The organism is Flavobacterium sp. (genome assembly GCF_017744675.1).
Classification (GTDB): Bacteria; Bacteroidota; Bacteroidia; order Flavobacteriales; family Flavobacteriaceae; genus Flavobacterium.
On the sequence record NZ_JAGIAV010000007.1, the window covers coordinates 143,965 to 168,822 of the forward strand.

The following is a 24,858-nucleotide window of genomic DNA, read 5'->3' on the forward strand; positions in this document are numbered from 1 at the left end:
GTAAAAAGGCATATAATTTGGCAGTTTAGAGAAGGAAACAAATGACCAAGTTTATTCCTTCTCTTCAGAAATTTATTCTTTGTTAGTAACTCTAAAATACAACTAGAAATTTTTTCTTTACTACTGCCATTGCTTTATTTGGGTTTGATATGGATCGTTTTTAATTCAAATAATGAATAAACTTTAAGCATCTAATTTTAAATCTTTAAAAGCAGGAAATAAATCCATCTTTTTCAGCAGAATCTCTCTCAGTTTGCTGCGAAAAAAAGGCATTTGACTCTGCAAATTAACTTTTGAAATTGTCTCCTTTTTAGTTTACTCTTTTAATTGATTTAAAAATAAGCCGGGTATGCTCAGTACCCGACTTATTTTAACTAACCAACCAAATTTAAAAATTATTTATCCCACCAGATTCTTGTGGTCATTAAATCTAAACCTTGACGTTGAATTGCTTCTTTATAATTAGCCTCGTTTGTTATAAGTTCTGACTGATCATAAATTAATCTTCTCGGAATTGTTCCTTTTGTATCTCCCGTTGGGTCATTAACTGGAACTAAAACTGGGTAACCTGTTCTTCTATATTCTGAGAATGCTTCAAAACCATTGAACAATAATACAATCCATTTTTGGGTAATAATCTGTTCTATTTTTTGTGCTTCTGTTCCGGCAGATTTAAAAGGATAAGTGGTAATGTAAGTGTTGTATTCTGCTGGTGAAACGGCAGGCACTTTGTCACCAAAAATCGTTAGAATATTCATAGCACCTCTTACCCCGTTTTCATAATACGTTTGGGCAGATCCGCCAACGTTCCATCCTTTTACTGCTGCTTCTGCCAATAAGAACTGAACCTCAGCATACGACATGATTAATGTTGGAGCATCTAAACGCAATACTGTAGAGGTATTTGGATCTGAGAAAAGTTTTTTGTCTCCTCCCGGAAACTCTTTTGCATCATTTGCCAAACCTTGCTGATTTGCCGGATTATTATCTCCTGTTGCTTCTAGTTTTGCATAAATTCTTAAACGAGGATCGTTTGTATTTTTCAATAAATCGATAAAAGTTTTACTGAATTTGATGTTTGAATCACCGCCGTTCAAATCGTTTCTAACCCATGAAGAAGTAATTGGATTGGTTTTAACTCCTGCTGGACCTGCATCATGGCGTAAAACCAAACTGTCATCATTTGAAGTAAAAACTCCTTTTGAATAGGCTTTTTCTACAAATTCTTTTGCTTTTGCAGGGTTTACTTTAGACAGACGCATTGCTACTCTCAGCATTAAAGAGTTGGCCAATTTCTTCCATCTCGCTACATCGCTTTGGTAATACAAATCGGCACTGCCTACAAAAGGTTTCCCTGCGTCTAGTGCAGTTCCTGCCTCATCCAATTCTTTTAAAAGATCGTTGTAAATAGCTTCTTGCGTATCATATTTTGGAGAAAATACGTTTCCGTTGTATCCTTTTCCGGCTTCAAAATATGGAACTTCTCCATAAGTATCAGTCAGTTTTTGAAACAAAAACACTTTCATAATTCTACAAGCCTGAATCATATTTGAATTTTCAGGCGTATTTTCTACCACAGATAATAATTGGAAAATCTGATTTAATCCTTTTCCGTAAGTTTCTCCAAAAAGCGCAGCCGAATATTCAGAAGAATAAGTGTATTTTGAACCTGGTCCTCCAAGTGAAGAAAATTGCTGTACAATTTGTGCTGCGTATAAATTGTTTCCTCTTGTATTAGAAAAATCCTGTCCGTCTACATAAATCTCAGCAAGCGTAAACATTGATTTTACCGCTGGATCTGTTAAAGCATTAGGATTCTTATTCATTTCTTCGAATCCTTTATCGCATGATGCCAATGTCAAAGCACTAACAATTGCGACACAAAATATTTTGATATATCTATTTTTCATCTTTTTTAGTATTAGAATTTGACATTAAGTGCAAAACCATAATTTCTTGTCAAAGGCATAGAAGCTCTCTCCATACCTTGCGCATTACTGTTTGAGTAATTTGACTCAGGATCGATGTTTGGAACTTTGTCATAAATAGTCCATAAATTATGTGCTGAAAATGATAAACTAATAGCCTGGAATGGTGTTTTTTGCAAATATGTTTTCGGGAAATTATAAGCAAATGAGATTGCTCTAAGCTTCACAAAATCGGCATCGTAAACAAAGTTTGATGTTACGTCGCTATAACTTCTCCAGTAATTGTATGCCGAAACTGTTGTATTAACTGGGTTTCCGTTAACATCTGTTCCGCTTACTTGAACACCATTTTCACGACCTGGCAATGTGATGTCACTTAATCCGTAACGAGTTCCTAACTGGTTTGTAGCTGAGTAGATTTCTCCTCCAAATTTAGCATCCACAAAAACAGAAAGAGTGAAATTTTTATATGAAAAATCATTTGAAAGTCCCATAGATGTTGGCGCAACACCTTGTCCTGCAATGATTAAATTTCCTCTTAAGAATTTTCCGTCCGTGCCAAGCACTATATTTCCATTAGCATCTCTTAAATAGTCGTACGCTTTAATAACTCCAAAAGGCTGTCCTTTTTCTAAAACTACATTAGCTCTTCCGTCTCTGTTTCCTTCTAATGTTTTTGTTGTGATTTTATCAGAAAGATTTAGAACTTCACTATGGTTGTAAGCAAAGTTATAACCTACATTCCAAGAAAAACTTGGTGTTTTAATTGCTTTTACATTAACAGCAAACTCTACCCCTTTATTTAAGATTTCTCCAACGTTGATTTTTGTAGTTCTATATCCTGAAGCCTGAGAAACATCTGCATCTGTAATATCATTGGTTGTTTTTTTGCTGTAGAACGTTAAATCTGTACTTACTCTGTTGTTGAAGAATGTGTTTTCAAAACCAAACTCGATTGTACTTACATTGTATGGTTTTAAAGTTCTATTTGGAATTGTTTCTCCATTTACACCCAAAATTGGCTGTCCTAATGAATCTGTTTGTCCGTCTGGCGTTGTGTACGTTAAAGATAAAGCGTAAGCGTCTGGCAATGCACCTCCTACGTTACCCCATCCTGCTCTAATTTTACCGTAAGAAATCCATTCAGGAAGACCGATAACTTCAGAGTAAATAAAACTTGAACTTACAGAAGGATAAAATGTACTATTATTGGCTGGATCTAAAGTTGAGAACCAATCTTCACGTCCTGTTAAACTAAGAAATAAGAAATCTTTATATCCAAGATCTGCAGAATAGAAAAGAGAGTTTACTTCGCTTTCAGAATATAATTTTTCTGTTTTATCTGGCTGTGTATTGCCGTAGAAATATTTGTAAGGAACAATAAAGTTGTTTCCTTTCATTTTGATACCGCTGTATCTGTTATGCTGACGGTTTGCACCGATAAAAGCGTCTAAAGAAAAATCTTTGGCAATATCTCCTTTGTAACCTAAGAAACCAGAAGCATTTACTTCAGAACGAGTTTCAATTCTGTTTTCTATAGATCCGCCTGGATTGTAATTAATTCCTGTAGGCTCAATTTCAGTATATTCGTAATTAACATCATCAATACCAATAACAGCTTTAGCATAAATTTTATCGGTAATGTTATAATTTACTTTTGCCGACCCGATAAAACGCTTTCTAAGGTCATCGTTTAAAGGAGATTTTGTAGCAAAATAAGGATTGGTATGATATACGTTTGCTCCTAAAAAGTCTTCTTCTCCGCCGTTTGCATCATACGGATTGCTTAACCATCTAATATCTGAACTTGGAGTCATAAAAGTAGTTGGAAAAGATGGGTTTCTTGGCGAATCGTTTAAGTACGGACGGTTATGGCTTTTCTCAGAAATATACTGCGCATTACTTTCTATACTGATTCTCTTATTTGGAGCAGAGTTTAAACTCAAAGCCACGTTGTTTCTGCCAAAGGTTGTTTCTGGCATAATAGATTCGTCTTTTGTATTTCCGAAAGACAATCTAAAGTTTGTTGACTCATTTCCGCCAGAAATAGCTAAAGTATTACTGAAAGAATATCCTGTTCTGTAGAAATTCTCCACGTTATCTTTTCCATAAGCTTGATAAGGTCTTGTTTTACCATCAAGAGATAAAGATGGCGTTCCATCGTATTTATCTCCCCATGCAAAATAGTACGAGTCTCTAAGTTCTTGCAAATTAGTAAATCTAGTTGGCACACCGCTAGCATTTGGAGCTCCTGCACCATATTGATCTTGCCATTTTAAAAGACTTGCAGGTGTGTTAAAAGAAGAATTAGTGCTGAAATCTATTCCTATTCCTGTTCCGCTTTTACCTTTTTTGGTTGTAATCAAGATAACACCATTTGATCCTCTGTACCCATAAAGAGCAGAAGCGGCACTACCTTTTAATACAGACAGCGAAGCAATGTCGTCTGGGTTAAAAGAAGACATACCATCTCCTTTATCCGCACCACCCCACATTCCAGCATTTCCTTGTTGGGTATTGTCAATCGGAATTCCGTCTACCACATACAACGGCTGGTTCAATCCTGATGCAGAAGTAGCACCACGAATTACAACTCGGCTTGAACCTGAAGGTCCTGTAACTGGAGCCGAAACGTTTACACCGGCAATTTTGCCCTGCAAAGCATTTCCTAAATTGATTTCTTTATTTTTTGTCAGATCCTCGCCTTTTAGTTCTCCAACGGCGTAACCTAAACTTTTCTTTTGTTTCTTAACTCCAAATGAAGTTACTACAACATCCTTTAATTCCTGAGTATTTTCAATTAGTGTAACAGCAACTCTTGTTTCTTTTTCCTGTAATACAACTTGTTTTGACTGAAACCCCATAAATGAAACATTCAGGGTAACTTTACCTTCCGGCACATTCATTTTAAATCGACCTTCAGCATCTGTAACTCCGCTAAATGGTTTTCCTTGAACTTCAATTGATGCACCTACAATTCCCTTGTTTTCTGCATCTGTAACTATGCCGGTTATTAATCGATTTTGCGCGGCAGCACTTAAACTGCTAAGCAATATCACTCCTAATACTGCTAATATTTGTCTCATAAGCTTTTTTTTGGTTTTGGTTTTGATTTTCGTTTGTGTTTTGTTCTTCTGTTGTTTGCTTTTAAATAATTAATAAAAATTTGTAACTCTGTTTTCAATATTCACAGCCAGCAGTTTAAAGCTACAGCTGCTTGTTCTTTTTAACTAAATCGTTTTAGTGAAAAGATTAAAAAAAAGGGATCCTTTTTTAAATACTAATTTTTTTAAACTGATTCTCTAATTATTAAATTTCCTTTTTTGAGAATTTTTTCAATTTTATGGTCTTCAAAACTGGTCATCTGGCTCATTAGCAATTGTATGGACTTGACTGCTATATCTTCTATGGGCTGAGCTATAACCGATATTGTAGGTGTATGCAGTTTGAAGCTGTCGTGATCATCAAAGCTGATGACCGAAATGTCGTCTGGAATTTTATATTTTAAAGTTCTAAAAGCCTGAAGTCCTGCTAAACCAAGATAATTGGCTAAAAAAAGAACGGCGTCGATCTTATCATTTTCTCTAAAAAAATCTATAATTGCCTCTACTCTGCTTTGTTCGCTTGAATGATAATCTAAGTGCAGCGTATACTTTTCGTTATAAATTCCTTCTTCTTTCAATGCTTCTACATATCCTTTTTCTCTTAATTTCATCTGGATCATTCCAGTGCTATTATTGACCACCGCAATATTCTTTCGTCCTTTGCCAATTAAATATTTAGCGGCCGAGTAAGAACCTTCGTAATTATCCATTGCAACATGACTTACTTTCTGATTGGCAAAATATCGGTCGATCAACACTACTGGCTTTTGCAATTTTAAAAGCTGGCCAATTGTTTTTTCGAGATTTCGGGTTGGCGTAATAATGAATCCTTCAACATTTGCCTGCAAAAGACTTTGAACCAATTCTTCCGAACGATTATTGTCGTCGCCTGTACTACAATAAAAAACTCTATAATTAATATTTTTTGCTTCGTCTTCGATTACTCTTGCCAAATCTGCAAAAAACTGATTGGATATATCTTCTACAATAAGTCCGATAGATCTTGTTTTTCCTGTTCGCAGACTGCTTGCAATCATACTTGGTTTGTACTGCAACTTTTGTGCAACATCCTGAACTTTTTTAATCACTGATGGACTAATAGCCATTTTTTCGCCTTTTCCGTTGATAACAAAAGACACAGTAGAAATAGAAACTTCTGCCTGTTTAGCAATATCTCTAATTGTAATCTTTTTCATCAGACAAAAAATTTATAGTTGCATATTTTAGTACATCACAAATATATGTAAGTGATGTTTACAAAAACGTTTTAGTAAATTTTTTTTTCAACAAATCGCTTTTTTATTCGCAAATAAAAACGAAATATTCAGTAAATACAGGATTTTGATTAGTTATTGTCATTTTGACTTTTAATGTTTGTTTTATGATTTTCATAGAAATTTAATCGATTGCACAACTATTTGCTAGCCATTTTTTAGTGTTATTTTTTCGAAAAAAAACTCAAAAAAACCAAAATTGCTTAAAATCGTGTTTTTTAGAAAAAACGTCAACCAACTAAAAACAAGATGTCTCAAGTAAGAAAAAAAATCATTATTTTTAACTAACCTTCATTTTTGCATTATGACCGATAAATCACAACTCTTAAGTTCCATTTTCAGACATCTTGATGGCTTGGTTACTGCTCCTGTAGCAATCGCGCTTAAAAATAAATCTGTGCTAGAATTTATCTTAAACAAAAAGCAAATAGAATTATCTGAACTTACAACTGCTTTTAATGCTAACGAGGGCTATCTAAATGTCGCTTTACGAGTTCTCGCTTCTCAGGGATTTTTAGAATATGTGATCGATAATAAAACACAGAAAATTACAATTTCTGTAAATGAGAAAACGGAAACTGCTTTTTCGCTGTTTTATCTCTACGAAGATGTGGTCGAATTGCTTCAGTTATCGATACATTTTCATCCGCGTTTGTTTGAAGATACGCCGTTTGAAAAACTCAATGCTATTTTTGAAAAATATAAAAAAAGATACGGAATTGAACCTTCCAATGATCCTCTGACCAATAGCATTCAAGAGCAAATTTTAAAACATATTGAAGGCTACCTCATCGGCCCCACTATTGTTCGACTGGCCATGAACGGAATGTTTCATAAGTATTTTATGGAAACTTCTTTCAGACCCGAAGAGTTTCATAAATCACCCGAAAACTTTAAAAAAATATTAGATTTTTTTGTGCATTTAGGCTGGTTTTTAGAAAAAAAAGGAAATTATCAATTCACCGAAGCAGGTTTGTTTTTTGCCAAAAGAGCCAGTGCTTATGGCGTTACGGTTTCTTATCTGCCCACATTTGCTAAAATTGAAGAATTAATTTTTGGAAATCCAGATGCTTTACGAACTGCTGAAGGTGAAAACGAAATTCATGTCGATCGTGAAATGAATGTTTGGGGAAGCGGCGGTGCTCACGATACTTATTTTAAAGTGGTTGACGAAATTTTGATCAAACTTTTTAATCTTCCGATTGAAGAACAGCCAAAAGGAATTCTAGATATGGGATGCGGAAATGGCGCTTTTCTGCAGCATATTTTTGAAGTAATCGACAGACAGACTTTACGCGGAAAAATGCTTGACGAATATCCGTTATTTTTAGTCGGTGCCGATTATAATCAGACGGCTTTGAAAGTCACGAGAGCCAATCTTATCAATGCAGATATTTGGGCCAAAGTAATTTGGGGCGATATCGGACGTCCTGATTTGCTGGCAGATGATCTGAAAGAAAATTATAATATTGATTTGAAAGATCTTCTGAATGTGAGAACTTTTCTAGACCATAATAGAATTTGGCAAGATCCGAAACATAGTAACGAAAATAGGGGGAGCACCTCAACAGGCGCATTTGCTTACAGAGGGAAAAGAATTAGCAATAATTTGGTTGAAGATAATCTTCTGGAACATTTACAAAAATGGTCGCCGTATGTGCGTAAATTTGGTCTGCTTCTGATTGAGCTTCATACCATAAATCCGAAACTTACAGCTAATAATTTAGGCAGAACTCCCGCAACAGCTTATGATGCTACTCATGGTTTTTCGGATCAGTATATTGTTGAAATTGATGTTTTTAATACCATTGCGGCCGAAGCAGGATTATTTCCAGATCAATCTATTTTTAAACGATTTCCCGATGCGGATACGGCAACAGTGAGTATTAATTTATTGAAAGGAAAATAGATAAGCTTAATCTCTCTTTGTGTTCCCAAGGTTAAAACCTTGGGCTATGTTTGAATAAGGTTATCTACAAAAATTAATGTATTGTAAATATATTTCGTCCCCACGAGACCTACCCATATTTCGTCCCGCTGGGACTTTTTCAAAACATTTTCAAGCTCTGGAAGAGCGAAATATTTATAGCTGAAAAATTCAAAACACAAATCAAAAGCTCCAGCGAGCGATATATTTCGCCCCTATGGGGCTATTTCTTTATACCTTAAATATATTTTCTACCTATATTTTGCCCCTACGGGGCTTTTGTAGAAACATTTTCAAGCTCTGAAAGAGCGAAATATTTATAGAAAAAATTCGAAACATCAATCCAAAGCTCCAGCGGAGCGACACATCTTAGATAAAAACCAAAAAAGGAGCTGTCTTTCCAGACGCTCCTTTTGAATTCTATCATTTGAAAAGAAATTATTTCCCTCCAATCAACTCCATAATCTTGTCATAAATTGCTGTATTCTGGTAAACTCCCATGAATTTTTCAGAACCTGGACCGTAAGCAAAAACTGGAACCGGAATTGCCGTATGATCGTTGGTGCTGAAACTTCCGTGAACGTAGCCTTTTTCGATACTTCCATCGATAAGAGATAATCCGCCCGTTTCGTGATCGGCGGTTACGATTAACAACGTCTCTGGATTTTTATCTACAAATTCCATTGCTTGACCAACCAATTTGTCAAAATCAAGCATTTCTCTCACCACATATTCTACGTTGTTTTGGTGTCCGCCGTAATCAATTTGAGCACCTTCCGCCATAATAAAAAACGGACTTTTTGTTTTTGAAAAAGTAGTTGTCGATTTCGCTAAAGATTTGGTTAAAAAATCCCCTCGGCCATTTTTCATAGAAACCACCGCAGCATCTTCTAAAACTACAAATTTGCTGTTTTTAATGGTATCTAAACTCGAGAATTTATCTGAGAAAGTATATCCTTTTTCAATTAAGGTTTTAGACAAATCTTTACCATCTTTTCTAGCAATAAATTCTTTTTGTCCTCCTCCAATTAAAATATCGGATGGACTCGAAAGGAAATCATTCGCAATTGGTTCGCTTAAACTTCTTTCTGGCTGATGCGCATAAAACGCCGCTGGAGTTGCATCGGTAATATTTCCAGCAGAAATAATCGCTGTTTTATAGTTTTTCTTTGCCAATTGTTCTGCAATGGTCTCAAGCGGTTTTCCTTTTTCGTCAACACTTATAAAACGATTACTGGTTTTATGTCCTGTTGCCATAGCCGTTGCTCCTGCCGCAGAATCTGTAATATAACTGTCTGAAGATTTTGTGATCGATAGTCCTTGAGTTGGAATATTAAACAAACTCAGCTGCCCTTTGTTTGCCGTATAACCAGAATAGATTTGCGTTAATCCCATTCCGTCTCCAATTAAGAGAATAACATTTTTCGGGCGTTTATTCTTGAAACCATTTTTAGGCGCATAAGCTTGATGAAATTCCGTATTCTGATAAAATGTGGTTTTGATATTATTGATAAATTGAGTTAACTCAGCCACTTTATCTGTTCCAATAAAATCAACTTTTAAATTCATCAAAGTCATGTACGTATTCACGTTGTCTTGCGTAGCCCAGAATCTTACTTTTTTGTTTTGATCGTGGACTTTTTTGATAATGGCTTGGATTTTTTCTACATCTGGCTGCGTCAAAACGCCTTTTCCATTCCAAACTGTGATTTCATGCAGATCTTCACTGATCATTTCAACTTTCGCCAATTGCTCTGGAGTATAGTTTTCATTTGGCCTTCCATCAAAATAAATAAAATCTGGATATGTTGCCCAAAGCGAAGGCAAAGGTCTGTTTCCAGAAATAACCACTTTGATGTTTTTATTCGAAATGATATCTGGAAAAGTCTTTAATTGTTGGGTGATTGCTTTCAAAGTCGAATCGGCATCTGACTTAATATCAATCATTAAAATCAAAGGTTTGTTGCTCGGATACGCTTTTCCTTCCAACGTTTTTAATTTGTTAGAAAGCGGTTCTAAATACATGCTTTTAAGCGTATTGTGAGAAGCAATTCCTTTAGAAGTATGTGCCACAAACAATTCGTTATTCACTAAAAAAACATCGGCTTCTATAACGCCTGTTTCGTTAGAATAAGCCCCGTAAAATGGCAATTTACTTTCGTAATCGTTGTGGGAATGAATGTTAGACGAAGTGTATTCTTGCGCTTGAGCAAACAAGCAAAATTGAAGGCAAAAAAGGGTGATTATTTTTTTCATCGAAAATGATTTTTATTCTTTTAAAGCTGTAGGTAACTTTATGAGAAATGGGTTTTGCTATTCTTGTTTTAAACACATAGAAACATAGCTTTTCTTTATGTGTAAAGGCGTTTCACTTATTTAAATGCACATAGTAAAAGTAGTCTTGTCATTCTTCGTTCCTCGGAATGACAATTTTTTTTTACAACTGCAGTCTCCTGACCAAGACTGCAGCGTAAAAAACTATAAAAACACAACAAAATTATTTATTACCAGCCTTGGTTTTGAGTCAAAGCTCCTTTGCTCACTGCGATTTCATCTGGCGGTATTGGCCAAACGTGGTGAATCGCAGGATTAAAATTACGAGCAGGATAAATTACGCTTCCGTTATAATGGTGCAATGGTTTTGCATAAGCTTCTTTTGCATCTCCCCAACGCACTAAGTCAAAATGACGATCTGTCCACTCCCCTGCCAATTCGCATCTTCTTTCTCTTTTCAAATCGACCATTGTTGCGCCAGAAATATCGGCAAGACCTGCGCGATGGCGAATCATATTGATTTCTGTATCTGCATTTTGACCTTTCATTAATTTTGCTTCCGCTAACATCAAAATGACATCTGCATAACGCAAAAGAGGCACATTTAAAGCTGTTGAAGGTTTGTCTCCATTCGCATTTACGTAACGAATATCTACTCCGCCCGAAGTTGTTTTTGGATAACTAAAAGGTTCCATGTATTTTTTAAACTGATAACCAGTTCTGTTACTTGAACTCACGACATGACTTCCTTCATTGAATGTTACTGTTTCTCCGAAATAAACAAATTTGTCTCCTTTTTGTAAAATCGTAGCACTACGTCTTTTATCGTTTGGATCATACGCATCGAATAATTCTTTTGTTGGATAAAAATTTCCCCAACCGTTGTAAACTCCCCAACCTTTATCTTCTAAGCAAACTCCAGGAAAAATCGAACCTAAAGAAGTATTTTCTGCACTTGAAGTTACCGACCAAATATATTCTGAAGACCAGTTATTGCTGATTTTAAATACATCTTCAAAATTGTCTAATAATTTATGTTTTCCACTAGCCACAATCATATTGGCATATTTGATAGCATTGTCCCAATCTTTAGCATACAAATAGGTACGAACCAAATAAGCCCATGCTGCAGTTTTATGAGCGCGCCCATAATTGTCTGGTGTAAGCTGATCGAAATAAGGCAATAAATCGGCTGCTTTGATTAAATCGGCTGCAATGTAAACGTAATTTTCTGCTACATTTTTAGCGCGAGGCACATACACATTGGTTGGATTTTGTCTGTCTTGAATCGGAATACCAGCGCGATCGTCTCCATAATGGTAAGCCAATTCTAAATGCATTACGGCATGATTAAAATAAGCTTCTCCCAACATTCCGTTTTTTGTTTTTTCATCTAAAGAAATATTAGGAATGTTACGAATCACGTCATTACAGCGTTTCATAATTTCGTAGTGAATTCTCCAAATATCTTTTGTATCCGATTCTGATCCGTCTACTATAAAATTTTTGATTCTTTCTGCATTTTGTCTTGGTTTTGTTCCAATATCATCGCTGGCATTATTTAGCCAAAAGAAACCACGACCGTACATATTATCATCAGAATACAAAGCATAGATTGCATTTACTCCTGCTTTTGCATCTGCTGGTGTTTTCCAGAAATTTCCGCTAGAAGGAGCTCCTTGCGGCACAACATCAAGTTCGCTTTCGCAAGCCGAAGCACTTATCAAAAGCACAAAACTCAATAATAAAAGACTTAATTTTTTCATTTTAATTGTTTTTTATTTTTTAAAAAGTTGCGTTAACACCTGTCATGTAAATACGAGAAAGCGGATAACGACCTAAATCCATTCCGAAACTTTTAAGTCCAACTTCAGGATCCATTCCAGAATATTTCGTGATTGTAAATAAGTTTTGTCCAGAAATAAAAAATCTCAATTTCGCTTTTCCGTTCAACCAACTTTCTTTAATCGTATAACCAAGCGAAACGTTTTTCAATCTTAAGAAAGAAGCATCTTCAATATATAAATCAGAAATACGCCCGAAGTTGTTATTGTTGTCTGTTGCTGAAAGAATGGGAACATTGGTGTTGGTATTGGTTGGCGACCAAGCATCTTTAGAATCTGCCAATAAGTTATAACCCGGGAAAGAAGCATTTAATCCTGTATATTTTACGGCATTGAAAACGCTATTTCCTGCAGCTCCCGTGAAGAAAATGTTCATATCAAATCCTTTGTACTTAAAGTTTGCATTTAAACTATAGGTCGTTTTTGGAAACGGACTTCCTAAAACAACTCTATCGCTGTTGTTGATTACGCCATCTCCGTTTTCATCTTTAAATTTAATATCTCCCGCAACAGCATTTGGCTGATACATCACTCCATTTTTGTTTACATATGCTTTCACCTCATCATTGCTTTGAAATAATCCGTCAGTAGCATATCCGTAGAAAGCTCCAACTGGGCTTCCTACTTGGTAAATATTCGCTAAAGGCAAACTACGAACTCGGCTCAAACCTAGAGGTTCTAAGGAATTTAAATCGTCTTTAATAGAAACAATTCTATTGCTTAAGAATCCAGCATTTGCCGTAACATCAAATTTAAATTCTCCACGTGTTTTTTGATACGTCAAACTCACCTCGATTCCTTTATTTTCAACATCACCAGAGTTAACGATTCTTCCTTGCGGCGTTCCAGAAACTCCAGGCAATTGGTCACGTACCAACATGTCTTTGTTTTTCTTTACATAAGCATCAACAGATCCTACCAAAGTATTATTTAGCATGGTAAAATCTAAACCGATATTGGTTTGCTCAGAACTTTCCCATTTTAAATTCGGGTTTGATAATTCGCTTTCTGCATAACCATAATTGATGGACGGAACTGCTCCAATTAAAGCCTGGGTTTGTACCAAAGGCACACTAAATTGGTATGGTCCAAGGTTTCCTAAGTTTCCAATTTGTCCCCAGCTTGCGCGAAGTTTTAAGTTGCTAATGATTGGCTCGATGCCTTTCATGAAATTTTCTTCAGAAATTAACCAACCTGCAGAAACAGAAGGATATACTTTCCAGCGGTTATTTTCTAATAATTTTGAAGTTCCGTCACGACGAACAATTCCTGATATTAAATATTTCTGATTGAAATCGTAATTGATTCTTCCCACATAAGAAGAAATAATTTCATCTGATCTTCCTGCTGCGGTCTGCTGAATTAATTTTGCATTCAACAAATAACGCTGCGATGGATCTTCGTTGTCAAAACCAGTTCCTTCAATGGTGTAAAAATCTCTTTTGGTTTCTTGATACGTGTATCCTGCTAAAGCTTTTAAATTGTGCTTTCCGAATGATTTCTCATAAGAAATAGTCTGCTCGCTCAATAAATCTGTAGTCGTTATGTTTTTCAACGTCAATCTGTTGAAATCGAAAATCTTTCCTGGTTCCGTAACTTTTACTGTAAAGTCTGTTGCATTATCTTGAATTCTCGTGTAACCCCAGTTTGATTTTACTTTTAAACCTGGAACAATTTCCCATTCTGCATAAGGATTGATCAAAATAGTAGAAATTGGATTCTTATTGTCTAATCTTTTTAAATACGCTACAGGATTGATAACGTCTCCATAAGAACCAACATATTTTTCTGGAACACCACCAAATTGGCCAGAACCATCTTCTCTGTAAATCGTTGCGTTTGGCGGATATAAAATCGCTGCTTGAATTGCTCCTGTGTACGAACTTGCTGTATTAGCCGTTTGACCATCGGTTAAGGAGTACGAAATATTTTCTCCGATGGTGAAATTATCAGCCAATTTGAAAGATGAATTGGCTCTTACGGTGTAACGTTCGCCATACGTATTCAGCAAAATACCTTCGTTTTTTCTATAACTTCCAGAAAGAAAGAAATTTGATTTTTCTGTTTTTCCGTTTACCGAAAGAGATAAATCTTGAATTTCTCCTGTACGGAAAATTTCGTCCATCCAGTTGGTTTTTGTTGTTCTTGCTGTTGGTTCAAAAGCAGGATCAAAAGCAGGAATTCTTGGCAAACCAGCATTATCCCTTGATAAATTCATTGCATCGGCATATTCTGCCGCATTTAAAACTTCTAATTTTTTAGCTACATTCTGAAAACCACCTTGGTAATTTACATTGACATTAATTTTATCTGAAACCCCTTTTTTGGAAGTGATTAAAATTACTCCGCCAGAAGCTCTCGCACCGTAAATTGCTGCCGAAGCCGCATCTTTTAAAACGTTTATCGAAGCAATATCATTTGGATTAATTGTATTTAAAGAACCGCTGTAAATAATTCCGTCCAAAACAATTAAAGGTGTTTCAGCATTCAAAGACCCAATACCACGAATGTTGATTGTTGGCGAAGCCGTTGGGTCACCACCATCGTTTATTACGGTAACTCCGGCAACAGTTCCTTGCAATAATTCAGCAGCATTGTTGTACGTTCTGCTTGAAGTTTCTTTCATAGAAACAGAACCAACAGCTCCTAAAACTTCATTTTTTTTCACGCTTCCGTAACCCATTACTACCACTTCTTGAAGCTGTTTTACATCGGCAGCTAATTTTACTGTAATGTTTTGCGAACTAGTAACTTTCACCTCTTGCGTAACATAACCTACGTAAGAAAAAATAAGCGTCGCTTCTGAAGCGTTTACTTCCAGTTTAAATGTTCCGTCAAAATCTGTGGCTGTGGCTGCATCAGAAAATTTATCTTTAATCCCGACACCTGGCAAAGGCATATTATCGTCGCCTGCCAAAACAGTTCCCGAAACAGTAATTTTATTCTCTGCAAGTTTCTGATTTTTTTTGATTACGATATTGTTGCTCACAATCTCATACTTAAGGACATTGCCGCAAATTTTATCCAACGCTTGTTCTAGCGTTACGTTATTCAATTTTAAGCTTAATTTCTGATTAGCGTTTACTTGGCTGCTTTCGTACATAAAATGCACATCAACCTGATTTTCAATTTTTTGAAATATATTTTTTATACTTTCATTATCAACTTTTAAAGTCACTCTTTTGTTAATGTCAACATTACCGGCTTGTACTGTTAGTGCTGCAAAAAACAAAGCCATAAACAGGAATAATTTGGTTCCTATTGTCCTTATGCTCTGACATTTTGCGGCATACCGCATTAGTTTTTCACTCATAGTTTTTAGATTTAGTGTAATTGTTTTGTTTATTAGTTTGCTACGTAGTTTTATTTTTATTGTTTAAAAAATTATTCGATTTTGTAAACCCCAGAATCCATTTTGTATTGAGCGTTGATGATATTGCACACCAAACCAATCACCTGATCGGCAGGCAGTTCTTTAAAATAGGCGCTAATTTTTAACGCATTTAGATTCTTGTTTTTGACTTCAATTGAAACATTATAATTGCGATTGATTGTGGCTACGACTTCTGGCAAAGGCGTTTCTTCAAAAACCATAATATTTTTTCGCCATAGCGAAATGTTATTTACTGGAATATCCTTAAAAGCTTGAAGTTTGTTGTCTTGCGATTTAAAAACCGCTTTCTGACCTGGAGTTACATACACATTTTCTTCTGTAACAGTCGATTTCACGTTTACTCTTCCCGTTGCCACCGAAACCTCTTGTGTAGTTTGATCCGGATAAGCTTGAACATTAAAACTAGTTCCGAGAACTTTAGTATCCATTTTATTGGTATGAATGATGAAAGGATGCTTTTTGTCTTTGGCTACATCAAAAAAAGCTTCTCCGCTTAAATACACTTCTCTGGTGCCTCCTTTAAATGCTATAGGATATTTAAGAACACTTCCTGCATTTAGCCAAATTTGTGTTCCGTCACTTAATTTTATATGAGCATGCTCTCCTAATTTTACTGCAAATTGTTTGCTTTCAACAGCATTTGATGTTTGGTAAAAAAACACCGATAATCCGATTAGAAAAACTAAAGAGGCCGCTACAGCCCAGTTTTTATAGTGAAGAGCAATAACTTTGTTGGTATTCTTTATTTGTCTTAACTCTTTTTTCAGTTTTGATCGGTCAGATTGAACCATTTCCATATTATCAAAAAAGTCATCTGTACGATCGTACCATTTATTCCACATTTCTTGTCCTTTCGGAGAATACTTTCCTTCTAGAAAATTTTTGATTTCGTTATTTGAATTTTCAGGCATTATAATTTCTTTATGTCTTTAATAGTATGTCTTGGGAATTGTAATTTTAGGTAGGCGCAAAAGGTTACGCTTCTGTTAAGAAAAAAGCTGAGTTCTTAATGAGAAATTTACTTTTAGTTGAATTCGCCCAAATACGTACGCATGAACTTCAGCGAATACGTAATATGGTATTTTACCGTTTCGATCGAAACATTCAATTCTTCGGCGATTTCTTTATTAGTGTACTGTTTTACGCGACTTAGAATAAAAACCTCCTTAGATTTTTTAGGAAGTAATGATGTCGCTTCATCAACCGCTTTTTTCAATTCGTCGTAATAAATAGAATCTTCTATTGCGTTATAACTACTTTGCGAAACGGTATTTTTTTCTAAAACTTCTTGAATGTATTGATCGGTAACTTCGTGCGATTTGATATAATCTAAAGTCATATAGCGAACCGAAGTATAGATGTATGCGGCAAAACTTTTCTGGATCACAATTGTTTTGCGTCGTTCCCAAATAGAGGCAAAAACTTCCTGCACAATTTCTTCTGAAATAGCAATCGATTTCATTCGGAGATATACGAATCGAACGAGCAAATCTCGATATCGAAAATAAAGTTCATCAAAAGCTTTATCCTTGCCCGATTTTAATAATTCGACAAGTTCTTCGTCTGTAAACTTCTTATACATAATTTGGTTTTAAAATTGGCATATAGAAAGTATTGGGTTCTTCTTATATGTCTCCAAAATTAAAACTGGGGGTAGGTCGATTAGGTTACGTTTACATTAATAAACCACCTCTAAAACGAAACATATTATTAACATTTGAAGTCGAAAAAAAGCTGTAAAGTGAGACTTTGTAGTATTTGAAGTAAAAAATGAAAAACGCAGTTTCATATAATCATCTTTCTCTTATAAAAAGCAGAATTTAAGACAAAAAGTGCTTAACAAATACTTAATGAAAATGCCTCGAAATGATTTTTAATCTCTTCAAAATTCTTTTCAAATGAAATAAAAACTAAAATTAGTTGACAAAAGCAACTAAATTTATATATTTGTACCTCAACAATACAATATTTCCAATCATGAATACTACAACTTCAAAAATTAGAAGTTTCAATAGATTTTATACTGCTCATTTAGATATTTTAAGTCAACATTATTTAGATAGCGAATATTCTTTAACTGAGATACGAATCTTATATGAAATCAGCGAAAGCAAAATAATAACGGCTCAGAAAATCACCGAAATTTTAAATCTGGATAAAGGATATTTAAGCCGAATTTTAAAGCGTTTTTTAAAGGAAAATTTAATTGAGAAAGTCACTTCTTCTGAAGACAAACGCGCTTTCAATATTAAACTGACAAATTCTGGAAATGAATTATTGAGTGTTTTAAATGATAAATCTGAAAATAAGATTGAAGGTAAAATCGAAAAATTAAATTCTTCCGAAAAAGAGATTTTAGTCGATTCTATGAATACAGTTAGAAATCTGCTTACAGAAAATAAAATAGCGCGAGAAGATATTACCTATCGCTATGAAATTACTCCTGGTGATATTGGTTACATTATTTATCTGCACGGTGCGATTTACGGAAAAGAGTATCATTTCTCAACTGATTTTGAGAAATATGTAATCAAGACTTTTTACGATTTCTTAGAAAAATATTCCCCAGAAAATGATCGAATTTGGATGGCAGAATACAATAATAAAATTGTGGGTTGTGTTGCGATTGTACATCAGTCTAACGAAGAAGCACAACTAAGATGGTTTCTCCTAGATCCCGCTTTTAGAGGATTAGGAATTGGAAAAAAACTCTTAACCGAAGCGATAGATTTCTGTAAAGAGAGAAAGTTCAAAAACGTTTTTCTGCTTACTACTAACTTGCAAGACAAAGCACTTCAAATGTATAAAATGATGGGATTTGAATTGACAAAATCTGAAGAGGTTGAGGAATGGGGAAAGACGTTTTTTGAGGAGCGATATGATTTGGGGCTTATTGGATAAATAGAGTATTTACCGATTAGAACTAATATAAAAAAGCGCAAAAATCTTTTTGATTTTGCGCTTTTTTTAATCTTTCAATCTAAGATTCTAAGGAAATTACTTAACTGGTTTCTTGATAAACAAATTTTCTATTTCATCAATAATTCTGAGTCCTTCAGCTATTTCTTTTGTTGTTTGAGTCTTTTTCACATTTCTCTGCAGAGACAGAAACTCTATTTTACTTTTATAAAACTCTATTTGCTCTGATAAAAATTCAAGTTTTTGTTTTAAGAAGTTATTCTCTGTTAATAACATTTTATGAACCAAATCTTGATTCTCATCCGTACTTTTTGGATCTTCAATTTTATACCTACCAATTTCAATATTTTCGGAAAGTAGATATTCGAAACTGATTTCGAACAAATCATGCAACTTAACAATAAAATCAAGTTTTGGCATTGTACTTTTTCTGTAGTTTCGAATATTTGCCTCGCTTGTATTCATAACTTTTGCAAAAGAACTATTGTTCCCCCTAAATTCTTTAATTGCTATATCATCAATCTTTTCATTTATTGTACTCATCTAAAAAAGTGTTGCGAAATAATACCTAAACAACATTCGATATTAGTTTCGAATTATTGACAAATTTAAAAAAAAATAATAGAATGTACTTTTTTAAAAAGAAACGTGTCTTTGTCTTGCATAAACTATGATTTTAAACCCATTTACATCATGGTATTAATACGTATACTAGCTTTTATTAATGCCAAAGCAGAAATTTTTGAGATATGAATGTCCTTCGGCTGATGATGTGAATTCTGGCTTACCAATTTTACATACTCCTGTCCCTGTTCTGACTTCTGAACATATTTCACTGTAATGTATTCTTCCCAGTCATTTAGCTTTACACTTAGAAGATACATTTCGCCAAAAAAGATATTCTCAAATTCTGTTTCCTTATACAGAATAATATCTCCAGATTTTAATAATGGATACATACTGTCTCCTGTTACAGAAATTGCTCCGTCACATTTTGGCAAATTTGGAATTTTTATGGTATCTAAAATTCTTTGCGGCTCCCCGCTGCTAAATAATTCTCTCAAACCCGCCACGGCTTCCAAATCATACAACGGTATTTCCTGACTTGCATGTAGCGAATCGACTGTTTTTCTGTCATTGTTCATAATCATTAGACTTGTATTTTCTTCTTTAATCATTGATCCGTTTCCTGTTAATAACCACTCCGAATTCAGGTCTGGATAGTAGTGTAATATTTTACACGCCTTATCTGTTCCCATATTGCTGCTATTATCCAAAAATTTATTAGAAAATCCTAAATCGTTACAGAACTTATACTTACTAATCCCTTTATAATCAAGATATTCCCGCACTCTTTCTGTTGACCCCATAAAAAGATGTATTATTTTACGTTAAATATTTGTTTTAATGTATTATTTTACATTATATTTGCAAAGTAAAGAAAAATAAAATTGAAAAACAAGGGGTTAAGCCAGAAAATATTGGGGAAACAAAAATTAAAGTATTTTAAAATAAAATGTAAAATCCTGATTTAAAATAAATTAAACTATTAAAAATTTAAAAATAAAAATATTACCCTAAAATCTCAAAAAGATGTAAAATACTACTAGTTTAAAAATAATCATTTCTAGAAAATCTAAAAACAATAAATACCATCAAAACTTTAATCCGAATTAAAAATGGGAACAATTCAAATCAAAGAGAAAATTCAGGAATTGGAAAATTGGCTGATTGAAAATCCAAATAGTCCTGAAAGAAGTTTAATCGAATCTGACATTAACAAATTAAAAAATCAATTAAAAGAAAATCATGAGTAACACACAAATTCAACAACGCATTGCACTACTTTATTTAGCCTTACAGTTTTGTTCTGAAAAAATTAAAACATTTACGGCTGGAGAAAGAATCTGCATTAACCAGGAACGTTTTCAGTGGATGCACATTTTAGAAAATGAAAACGCGACCCCAAGACCTGTTTCATCAGTTATAGAAAACAAAATTATAGAAGTTTCCAAACTGGCTCTGAAATACAATTTTAAGCCTTATCACGAAGATCCGCTTAAAGAAGAAATTAACACCGTATTCTAAAACTTAAAACCAATAAACTATGAACACATCAATTATCAGTAACCAAACAATCGACTTGTCTCAATTTTCCGCTAAACAGCTAAAAGAAGCCTTAATTAGAGTCGAAAGCAAAAAAAATCAAGAAAGAGACACTTATAAAAAATTAGTCGCAGAAACGATCCCGAAAGCGCTATTAAAACTAAAAAAGACTTCCGAAATGATTCAAAATGTAAAGACAGAAACATTTCAACTTTTTGAAACGATTTTAGATTTAAAAAACCAAGTCTACGGTTTTAAAGAAAAACAAATGTCACACACCTTTTCTAATGAAAAAGAAGAAATCACAATTGGATATCGAATTAACGAAGGTTGGGACGACACTGTAACAATCGGAATTGAAAAAGTGCAAAATTACATTGCATCACTTTCTACAAATAAGGAAACTGCCTCACTTGTAAAAATTGTCTTTAATCTTTTAAAAAAAGATGCTAAGGGAAATCTAAAAGGATCTAGAGTTCTAGAATTGCAAAAACTTACCAAAGAATTCAACGATGAAGAATTTACAGATGGAGTCGCAATTATAGCTTCCGCATTTAAACCAATTCGTTCAAGCTGGTTTATTGAGGCAAGCATAATTAACGAAAACGGAACGAGAACAAATATCCCTCTATCTATGTCTTCTGTTGATTTTATTCATGGATATGTATTCAATTTCTTTAACCAACAAAATGAACACACCAATGCAGCCTAATAACGACATCTATGCATCAGCACTTTTAGCACTTTTATTAATTGCAACCAATCTGAAACCTATTCTTATGTTTCATGAATGGCTAAATTTCAAAATAGGAACAACATATAAACAATATAGAAATGAACTAAAAAACAAAATCAAAAACAAAACCTAGAAATTCTTTTTTAACGATAAATACCACAATTACTTCACTACATTATTTCATCACTTTAATCCTTTTACCATGTCAGTATCAACTCAAAGAAGCCTCGGAATTCAAAAAAACAAGTTACTTCGATATAAACTTATAAAAGATTTATATCAAAAACATAAAACGGAAGATATCCCAACCACAGTTGTTTGGCGTAAATATATTTATCCTGTTTACCCCATCTCAAGAACTACACTGTACGAAATTCTCTGTACACCGATAACAATTGAATTGAAAAAAATCGAAGAATTAAGCCAAAAAATGGCATCGTAAATCCTCTAACAACGCAACCTCAAACATTCTTTCATTTTACTGTACAAGTCTGTAAAAACCTCGAACATGGATGTTCAAAGACCTTGCACTCTCTTTTATTAAGCATCTAAAGTTCTCATCTTTGCTTTTACAATAGGATCCATAAATTTCCTGCAATAAAATGCTGAATTAAAATCTCAAATTAATTTAAAACACAATAAAAAATTACGTTCTCTTGAAATCCTAACAAAAGAAAAAGCCTGTAACAATTTATTTTTACAGGCTTTTTCTTCTAAACCATTTACAACCCAGTAAAACAACAAAATGTTAAATAAATAATAAAGACAATATAAAAACCATCAAAATAAATCTAGGATTTTCAACAAATACAATTATTGAGAATTTATGATTTTTTTCAGAAATTGAATTATCAAAAAATAGTTTTATCAAAAAAAAGACCTCCTCTCTTTCTTATAAGCAAAAAAGACAAAAAAATAGCCTCATTTATAAATGTTAATTTTTAAGAGAATTTTTCAAGATATCATTTTAGGCACATAATCCTTTACGGGAAACCTCAAATATTGGATATTGAATATTACGAATTTTACTACTTAACCTATAATAAACATAATCATGCTTACCAAAAAACAAGAGTACATAAAACTATTGCGTAGACTATTTTTAGAAGGAAAAATTAGTATCGAATTATTAGAGCTCCTATTGATTTGTGAAAAAGAATCATTCAACTAATTTGGAAAAACATTTTTAAATCTCCTCATAAAGCATAGCCCGTCCTTATTTTTTTTGTGATTAGGGCTATTTTATCCTCTTTAAGCAAAACACACTTGCATCCTACAATTAAAAAGCAATTTACAGCAATTCAATCTTAATCTTGTGAATTTGCTGTCTTAAAAAAACAGTAAGCTTCTACATTTGCAAACTTCGCCAAAAATCGAAACTTTTTACGAAAACCACTTAATAAAGCTTTATCACTATCTTAAAAATAATTTATTGTAGTCTATAAAATATAAATCTGAAAAAGCATTCTATGCTAAAAAAGGTAAACAAATAAAGCATTTTAATTCTAATTTGTTTACCATCAGCATCTCAAAACTCCTCGTAAATCGCAGAATGCAAAATTAATCGAAAAAAGTTTCGATTTTATTTTGTTATTCGAAATAACTTTCGATATTTGTAAAAAAAACAAATGTCTTTATTTACAAAATCAACATTTAATACTAAAATTCGTGAACACAATTATGCATAAAACATTTATCAATCTTAAATCCAAATCAAAATGACTCTTTCTCAAATTATCGAAAAAATACAGGAACTAGAATCCTGGCTGGTTAAGAATCCTAATAGCGCGGAGAGAAACCTAATTGAATATGATCTAAAAAAATTACGAACTATTTTACAATTGCGAAAACATGAATAAATACCAAATTAAAGAGCGTATTGCACAGCTATATGTTGCGCTTCAATTTTGCTCAGAAAAAATAAAAACTTTTACTCCCGGAGAGAGAATCTGTATTAATCAAGAGCGTTTTCAATGGATGCATATCTTGGAAAATGCAGAAGCTGAACCTCGCCCTATTTCAGCAGATCTTGAAAATAAAATAAAAGATGTTATCAGACTAGTAACGAAATATCATTTTAAGCCCTACTATGCGGATCCTTTTATAGAAGAAGAGTTTATTTCAGAAAATAGCGAATCGCAATTCAATTAAAAACCTAAAAAAAAATCAAAAACAACCCAAAAACACTATAAATCAATGTTACCAAACCATGACATTTACGCTTCTCTACTTCTAGGAGCTCTTTTAATTGCAACGAATATAAAACCGATATTGATTTTTCGCGAGTGGATCAATTTCAAAATAAATTCAACTTTTAAGCAATACAAAAATGAGCGTAAAAATAAGCCCCACCAAAGATCCTAAAAGCTATCAGGTTAACGATCATATTGTTTATTATGATATGGTTTGAAATTGAGTTTCTCAAAATGTAGTATCATTTACAGAAAAGACGAGCTTTTAATAAATTAAGAAGAGATGGTTCATTACCAATCCTCAATTTAAAAAATGCACAAAGCGGCTTATCAAATTTAATTTGATTGCCATCTTGCTCCGAACCTGACAGTTTTTAAAATCAAATTAAAACTGCAGTAATTAAAAAAGGTTCCTGTTTTCTTAACTTTTTTAAGAAAATCAGGAACCGAAAAAGCGGGCGCTTTCTGCCCTTATCAAATAACACAAAACCATTCTTTTTCCCAGATTGTTCCAAGTTTATAACTCTGGAACGGTATTGTCGTGCGGACTCTGCTGACTTAAATTATTAAGTGCTTATGCAAGAATGGCTTCAGGACGAAGCTCCAGACGATTTTCGGCATTAGGAGAGAGTGGCCATTGATATATTAGGATCAAATGGTTTTGGTTATCTGTAATGCATTTACAATTATTATTAAGCCTTAAATGGCCGTATTTCTTTAATCTAAAACAATTCTTTCAATCATTTTTACTCTTTCATTATGGCAATATCTAACAACAGAAGTCTAGGCATCCAAAAAAATAAACTCTTACGCTATAAGCTTATCAAAGAATTGTATCAAAAACACAAAACTGAAGATATTCCTACTACTGTGGTTTGGCGCAAATATATTTATCCGGTCTACCCTATTTCTCGTACCACTTTGTATGAGATTCTTTGTACTCCGATAACTTCTGAACTCAAAAAAATAGAAGAACTGCTTTCGAATCAGACTAAAACTTTATAGAACAGTAAAACGATATTGTTAACTGGCATTTCATCTGGATCGCTTTGCAAAGATGTGCTGTTTTTTTCATTAAAAACAGCAACTGTTCGTTGACTGAACAACTTTGTAAAGCACCAGAATACAAGTGTTTAAACACCTTTCATTCGTTTTTTTTA

At 33.7% G+C, this 24,858-nt stretch carries 19 protein-coding genes; 9 read left to right on the forward strand and 10 right to left on the reverse strand.

The window, feature by feature from the left end; genetic code table 11:
- Positions 1 to 395 precede the first annotated feature (395 nt).
- The 3 genes from J7574_RS20870 to J7574_RS20880 form a co-directional block, all read right to left on the reverse strand.
- Positions 396 to 1,910, reverse strand: coding sequence for a SusD/RagB family nutrient-binding outer membrane lipoprotein (locus J7574_RS20870; RefSeq protein ID WP_290973407.1), 1,515 nt, complete (start codon positions 1,908 to 1,910; stop codon positions 396 to 398).
- Between the two features lie 11 nt (positions 1,911 to 1,921).
- Positions 1,922 to 5,014 carry a SusC/RagA family TonB-linked outer membrane protein gene (locus J7574_RS20875; RefSeq protein WP_290973410.1) on the reverse strand — a complete coding sequence of 1,031 codons (3,093 nt, stop codon included), beginning with the start codon at positions 5,012 to 5,014 and terminating at the stop codon, positions 1,922 to 1,924.
- 203 nt (positions 5,015 to 5,217) lie between these two features.
- Entirely contained in the window at positions 5,218 to 6,228 is a 1,011-nt protein-coding gene (locus J7574_RS20880; RefSeq protein ID WP_290973414.1) for a LacI family DNA-binding transcriptional regulator, read from the reverse strand.
- 382 nt (positions 6,229 to 6,610) lie between these two features.
- Here J7574_RS20880 and J7574_RS20885 point away from each other — a divergent pair, with 382 nt between their 5' ends.
- The gene (locus tag J7574_RS20885) at positions 6,611 to 8,215 is read left to right on the forward strand and encodes a class I SAM-dependent methyltransferase (protein WP_290973417.1); all 1,605 of its coding nucleotides are present in this window, start codon (positions 6,611 to 6,613) and stop codon (positions 8,213 to 8,215) included.
- A gap of 456 nt (positions 8,216 to 8,671) precedes the next feature.
- On the opposite strand, the gene J7574_RS20890 is transcribed toward J7574_RS20885, so the two are convergent.
- From J7574_RS20890 to J7574_RS20910, 5 genes are all read right to left on the reverse strand, one after another.
- Positions 8,672 to 10,489, reverse strand: a complete 1,818-nt coding sequence (locus tag J7574_RS20890) for an alkaline phosphatase (RefSeq protein ID WP_290973419.1) — start codon at positions 10,487 to 10,489, stop codon at positions 8,672 to 8,674.
- 248 nt (positions 10,490 to 10,737) lie between these two features.
- Positions 10,738 to 12,273 carry a RagB/SusD family nutrient uptake outer membrane protein gene (locus J7574_RS20895; RefSeq protein WP_290973422.1) on the reverse strand — a complete coding sequence of 512 codons (1,536 nt, stop codon included), beginning with the start codon at positions 12,271 to 12,273 and terminating at the stop codon, positions 10,738 to 10,740.
- A 19-nt stretch (positions 12,274 to 12,292) separates the two neighbouring features.
- A complete protein-coding gene (locus J7574_RS20900) occupies positions 12,293 to 15,664 on the reverse strand; it encodes a SusC/RagA family TonB-linked outer membrane protein (protein ID WP_290973425.1) in 3,372 nt (1,123 codons plus the stop codon).
- Positions 15,665 to 15,735: 71 nt separating this feature from the next.
- Positions 15,736 to 16,656, reverse strand: a complete 921-nt coding sequence (locus tag J7574_RS20905; RefSeq protein WP_290973427.1) for a FecR family protein — start codon at positions 16,654 to 16,656, stop codon at positions 15,736 to 15,738.
- 113 nt (positions 16,657 to 16,769) lie between these two features.
- On the reverse strand, positions 16,770 to 17,327 hold the full coding sequence (locus J7574_RS20910) for an RNA polymerase sigma-70 factor (protein WP_290973429.1): 558 nt from the start codon (positions 17,325 to 17,327) through the stop codon (positions 16,770 to 16,772).
- A gap of 395 nt (positions 17,328 to 17,722) precedes the next feature.
- Here J7574_RS20910 and J7574_RS20915 point away from each other — a divergent pair, with 395 nt between their 5' ends.
- Positions 17,723 to 18,646: a bifunctional helix-turn-helix transcriptional regulator/GNAT family N-acetyltransferase gene (locus tag J7574_RS20915; RefSeq protein WP_290973431.1), complete on the forward strand. Its 924-nt coding sequence runs from the start codon at positions 17,723 to 17,725 to the stop codon at positions 18,644 to 18,646.
- A gap of 96 nt (positions 18,647 to 18,742) precedes the next feature.
- Here the strand turns inward: J7574_RS20915 and J7574_RS20920 are convergent, their stop codons facing one another.
- A complete protein-coding gene (locus J7574_RS20920) occupies positions 18,743 to 19,207 on the reverse strand; it encodes a hypothetical protein (RefSeq protein ID WP_290973433.1) in 465 nt (154 codons plus the stop codon).
- Positions 19,208 to 19,350: 143 nt separating this feature from the next.
- On the reverse strand, positions 19,351 to 20,034 hold the full coding sequence (locus tag J7574_RS20925; protein WP_290973435.1) for a S24 family peptidase: 684 nt from the start codon (positions 20,032 to 20,034) through the stop codon (positions 19,351 to 19,353).
- 309 nt (positions 20,035 to 20,343) lie between these two features.
- Between J7574_RS20925 and J7574_RS20930 the strand changes: the two genes are divergently transcribed.
- The 7 genes from J7574_RS20930 to J7574_RS20960 all read left to right on the forward strand — a co-directional run bounded on the left by J7574_RS20930 (position 20,344) and on the right by J7574_RS20960 (position 24,703).
- Entirely contained in the window at positions 20,344 to 20,481 is a 138-nt protein-coding gene (locus J7574_RS20930; RefSeq protein ID WP_290973438.1) for a hypothetical protein, read from the forward strand.
- Positions 20,474 to 20,752, forward strand: a complete 279-nt coding sequence (locus J7574_RS20935) for a hypothetical protein (protein WP_290973440.1) — start codon at positions 20,474 to 20,476, stop codon at positions 20,750 to 20,752. Before J7574_RS20930 ends, J7574_RS20935 begins: the two co-directional genes overlap by 8 nt.
- Before the next feature lie 19 nt (positions 20,753 to 20,771).
- On the forward strand, positions 20,772 to 21,482 hold the full coding sequence (locus J7574_RS20940) for a DUF3164 family protein (RefSeq protein ID WP_290973443.1): 711 nt from the start codon (positions 20,772 to 20,774) through the stop codon (positions 21,480 to 21,482).
- The gene (locus tag J7574_RS20945) at positions 21,472 to 21,639 is read left to right on the forward strand and encodes a hypothetical protein (RefSeq protein ID WP_290973446.1); all 168 of its coding nucleotides are present in this window, start codon (positions 21,472 to 21,474) and stop codon (positions 21,637 to 21,639) included. Before J7574_RS20940 ends, J7574_RS20945 begins: the two co-directional genes overlap by 11 nt.
- Before the next feature lie 69 nt (positions 21,640 to 21,708).
- Positions 21,709 to 21,948: a hypothetical protein gene (locus J7574_RS20950; RefSeq protein ID WP_290973449.1), complete on the forward strand. Its 240-nt coding sequence runs from the start codon at positions 21,709 to 21,711 to the stop codon at positions 21,946 to 21,948.
- Positions 21,949 to 23,357: 1,409 nt separating this feature from the next.
- Entirely contained in the window at positions 23,358 to 23,657 is a 300-nt protein-coding gene (locus J7574_RS20955) for a hypothetical protein (protein WP_290973452.1), read from the forward strand.
- A gap of 800 nt (positions 23,658 to 24,457) precedes the next feature.
- On the forward strand, positions 24,458 to 24,703 hold the full coding sequence (locus J7574_RS20960) for a hypothetical protein (RefSeq protein ID WP_290973454.1): 246 nt from the start codon (positions 24,458 to 24,460) through the stop codon (positions 24,701 to 24,703).
- The last annotated feature ends 155 nt before the right edge of the window (positions 24,704 to 24,858 follow it).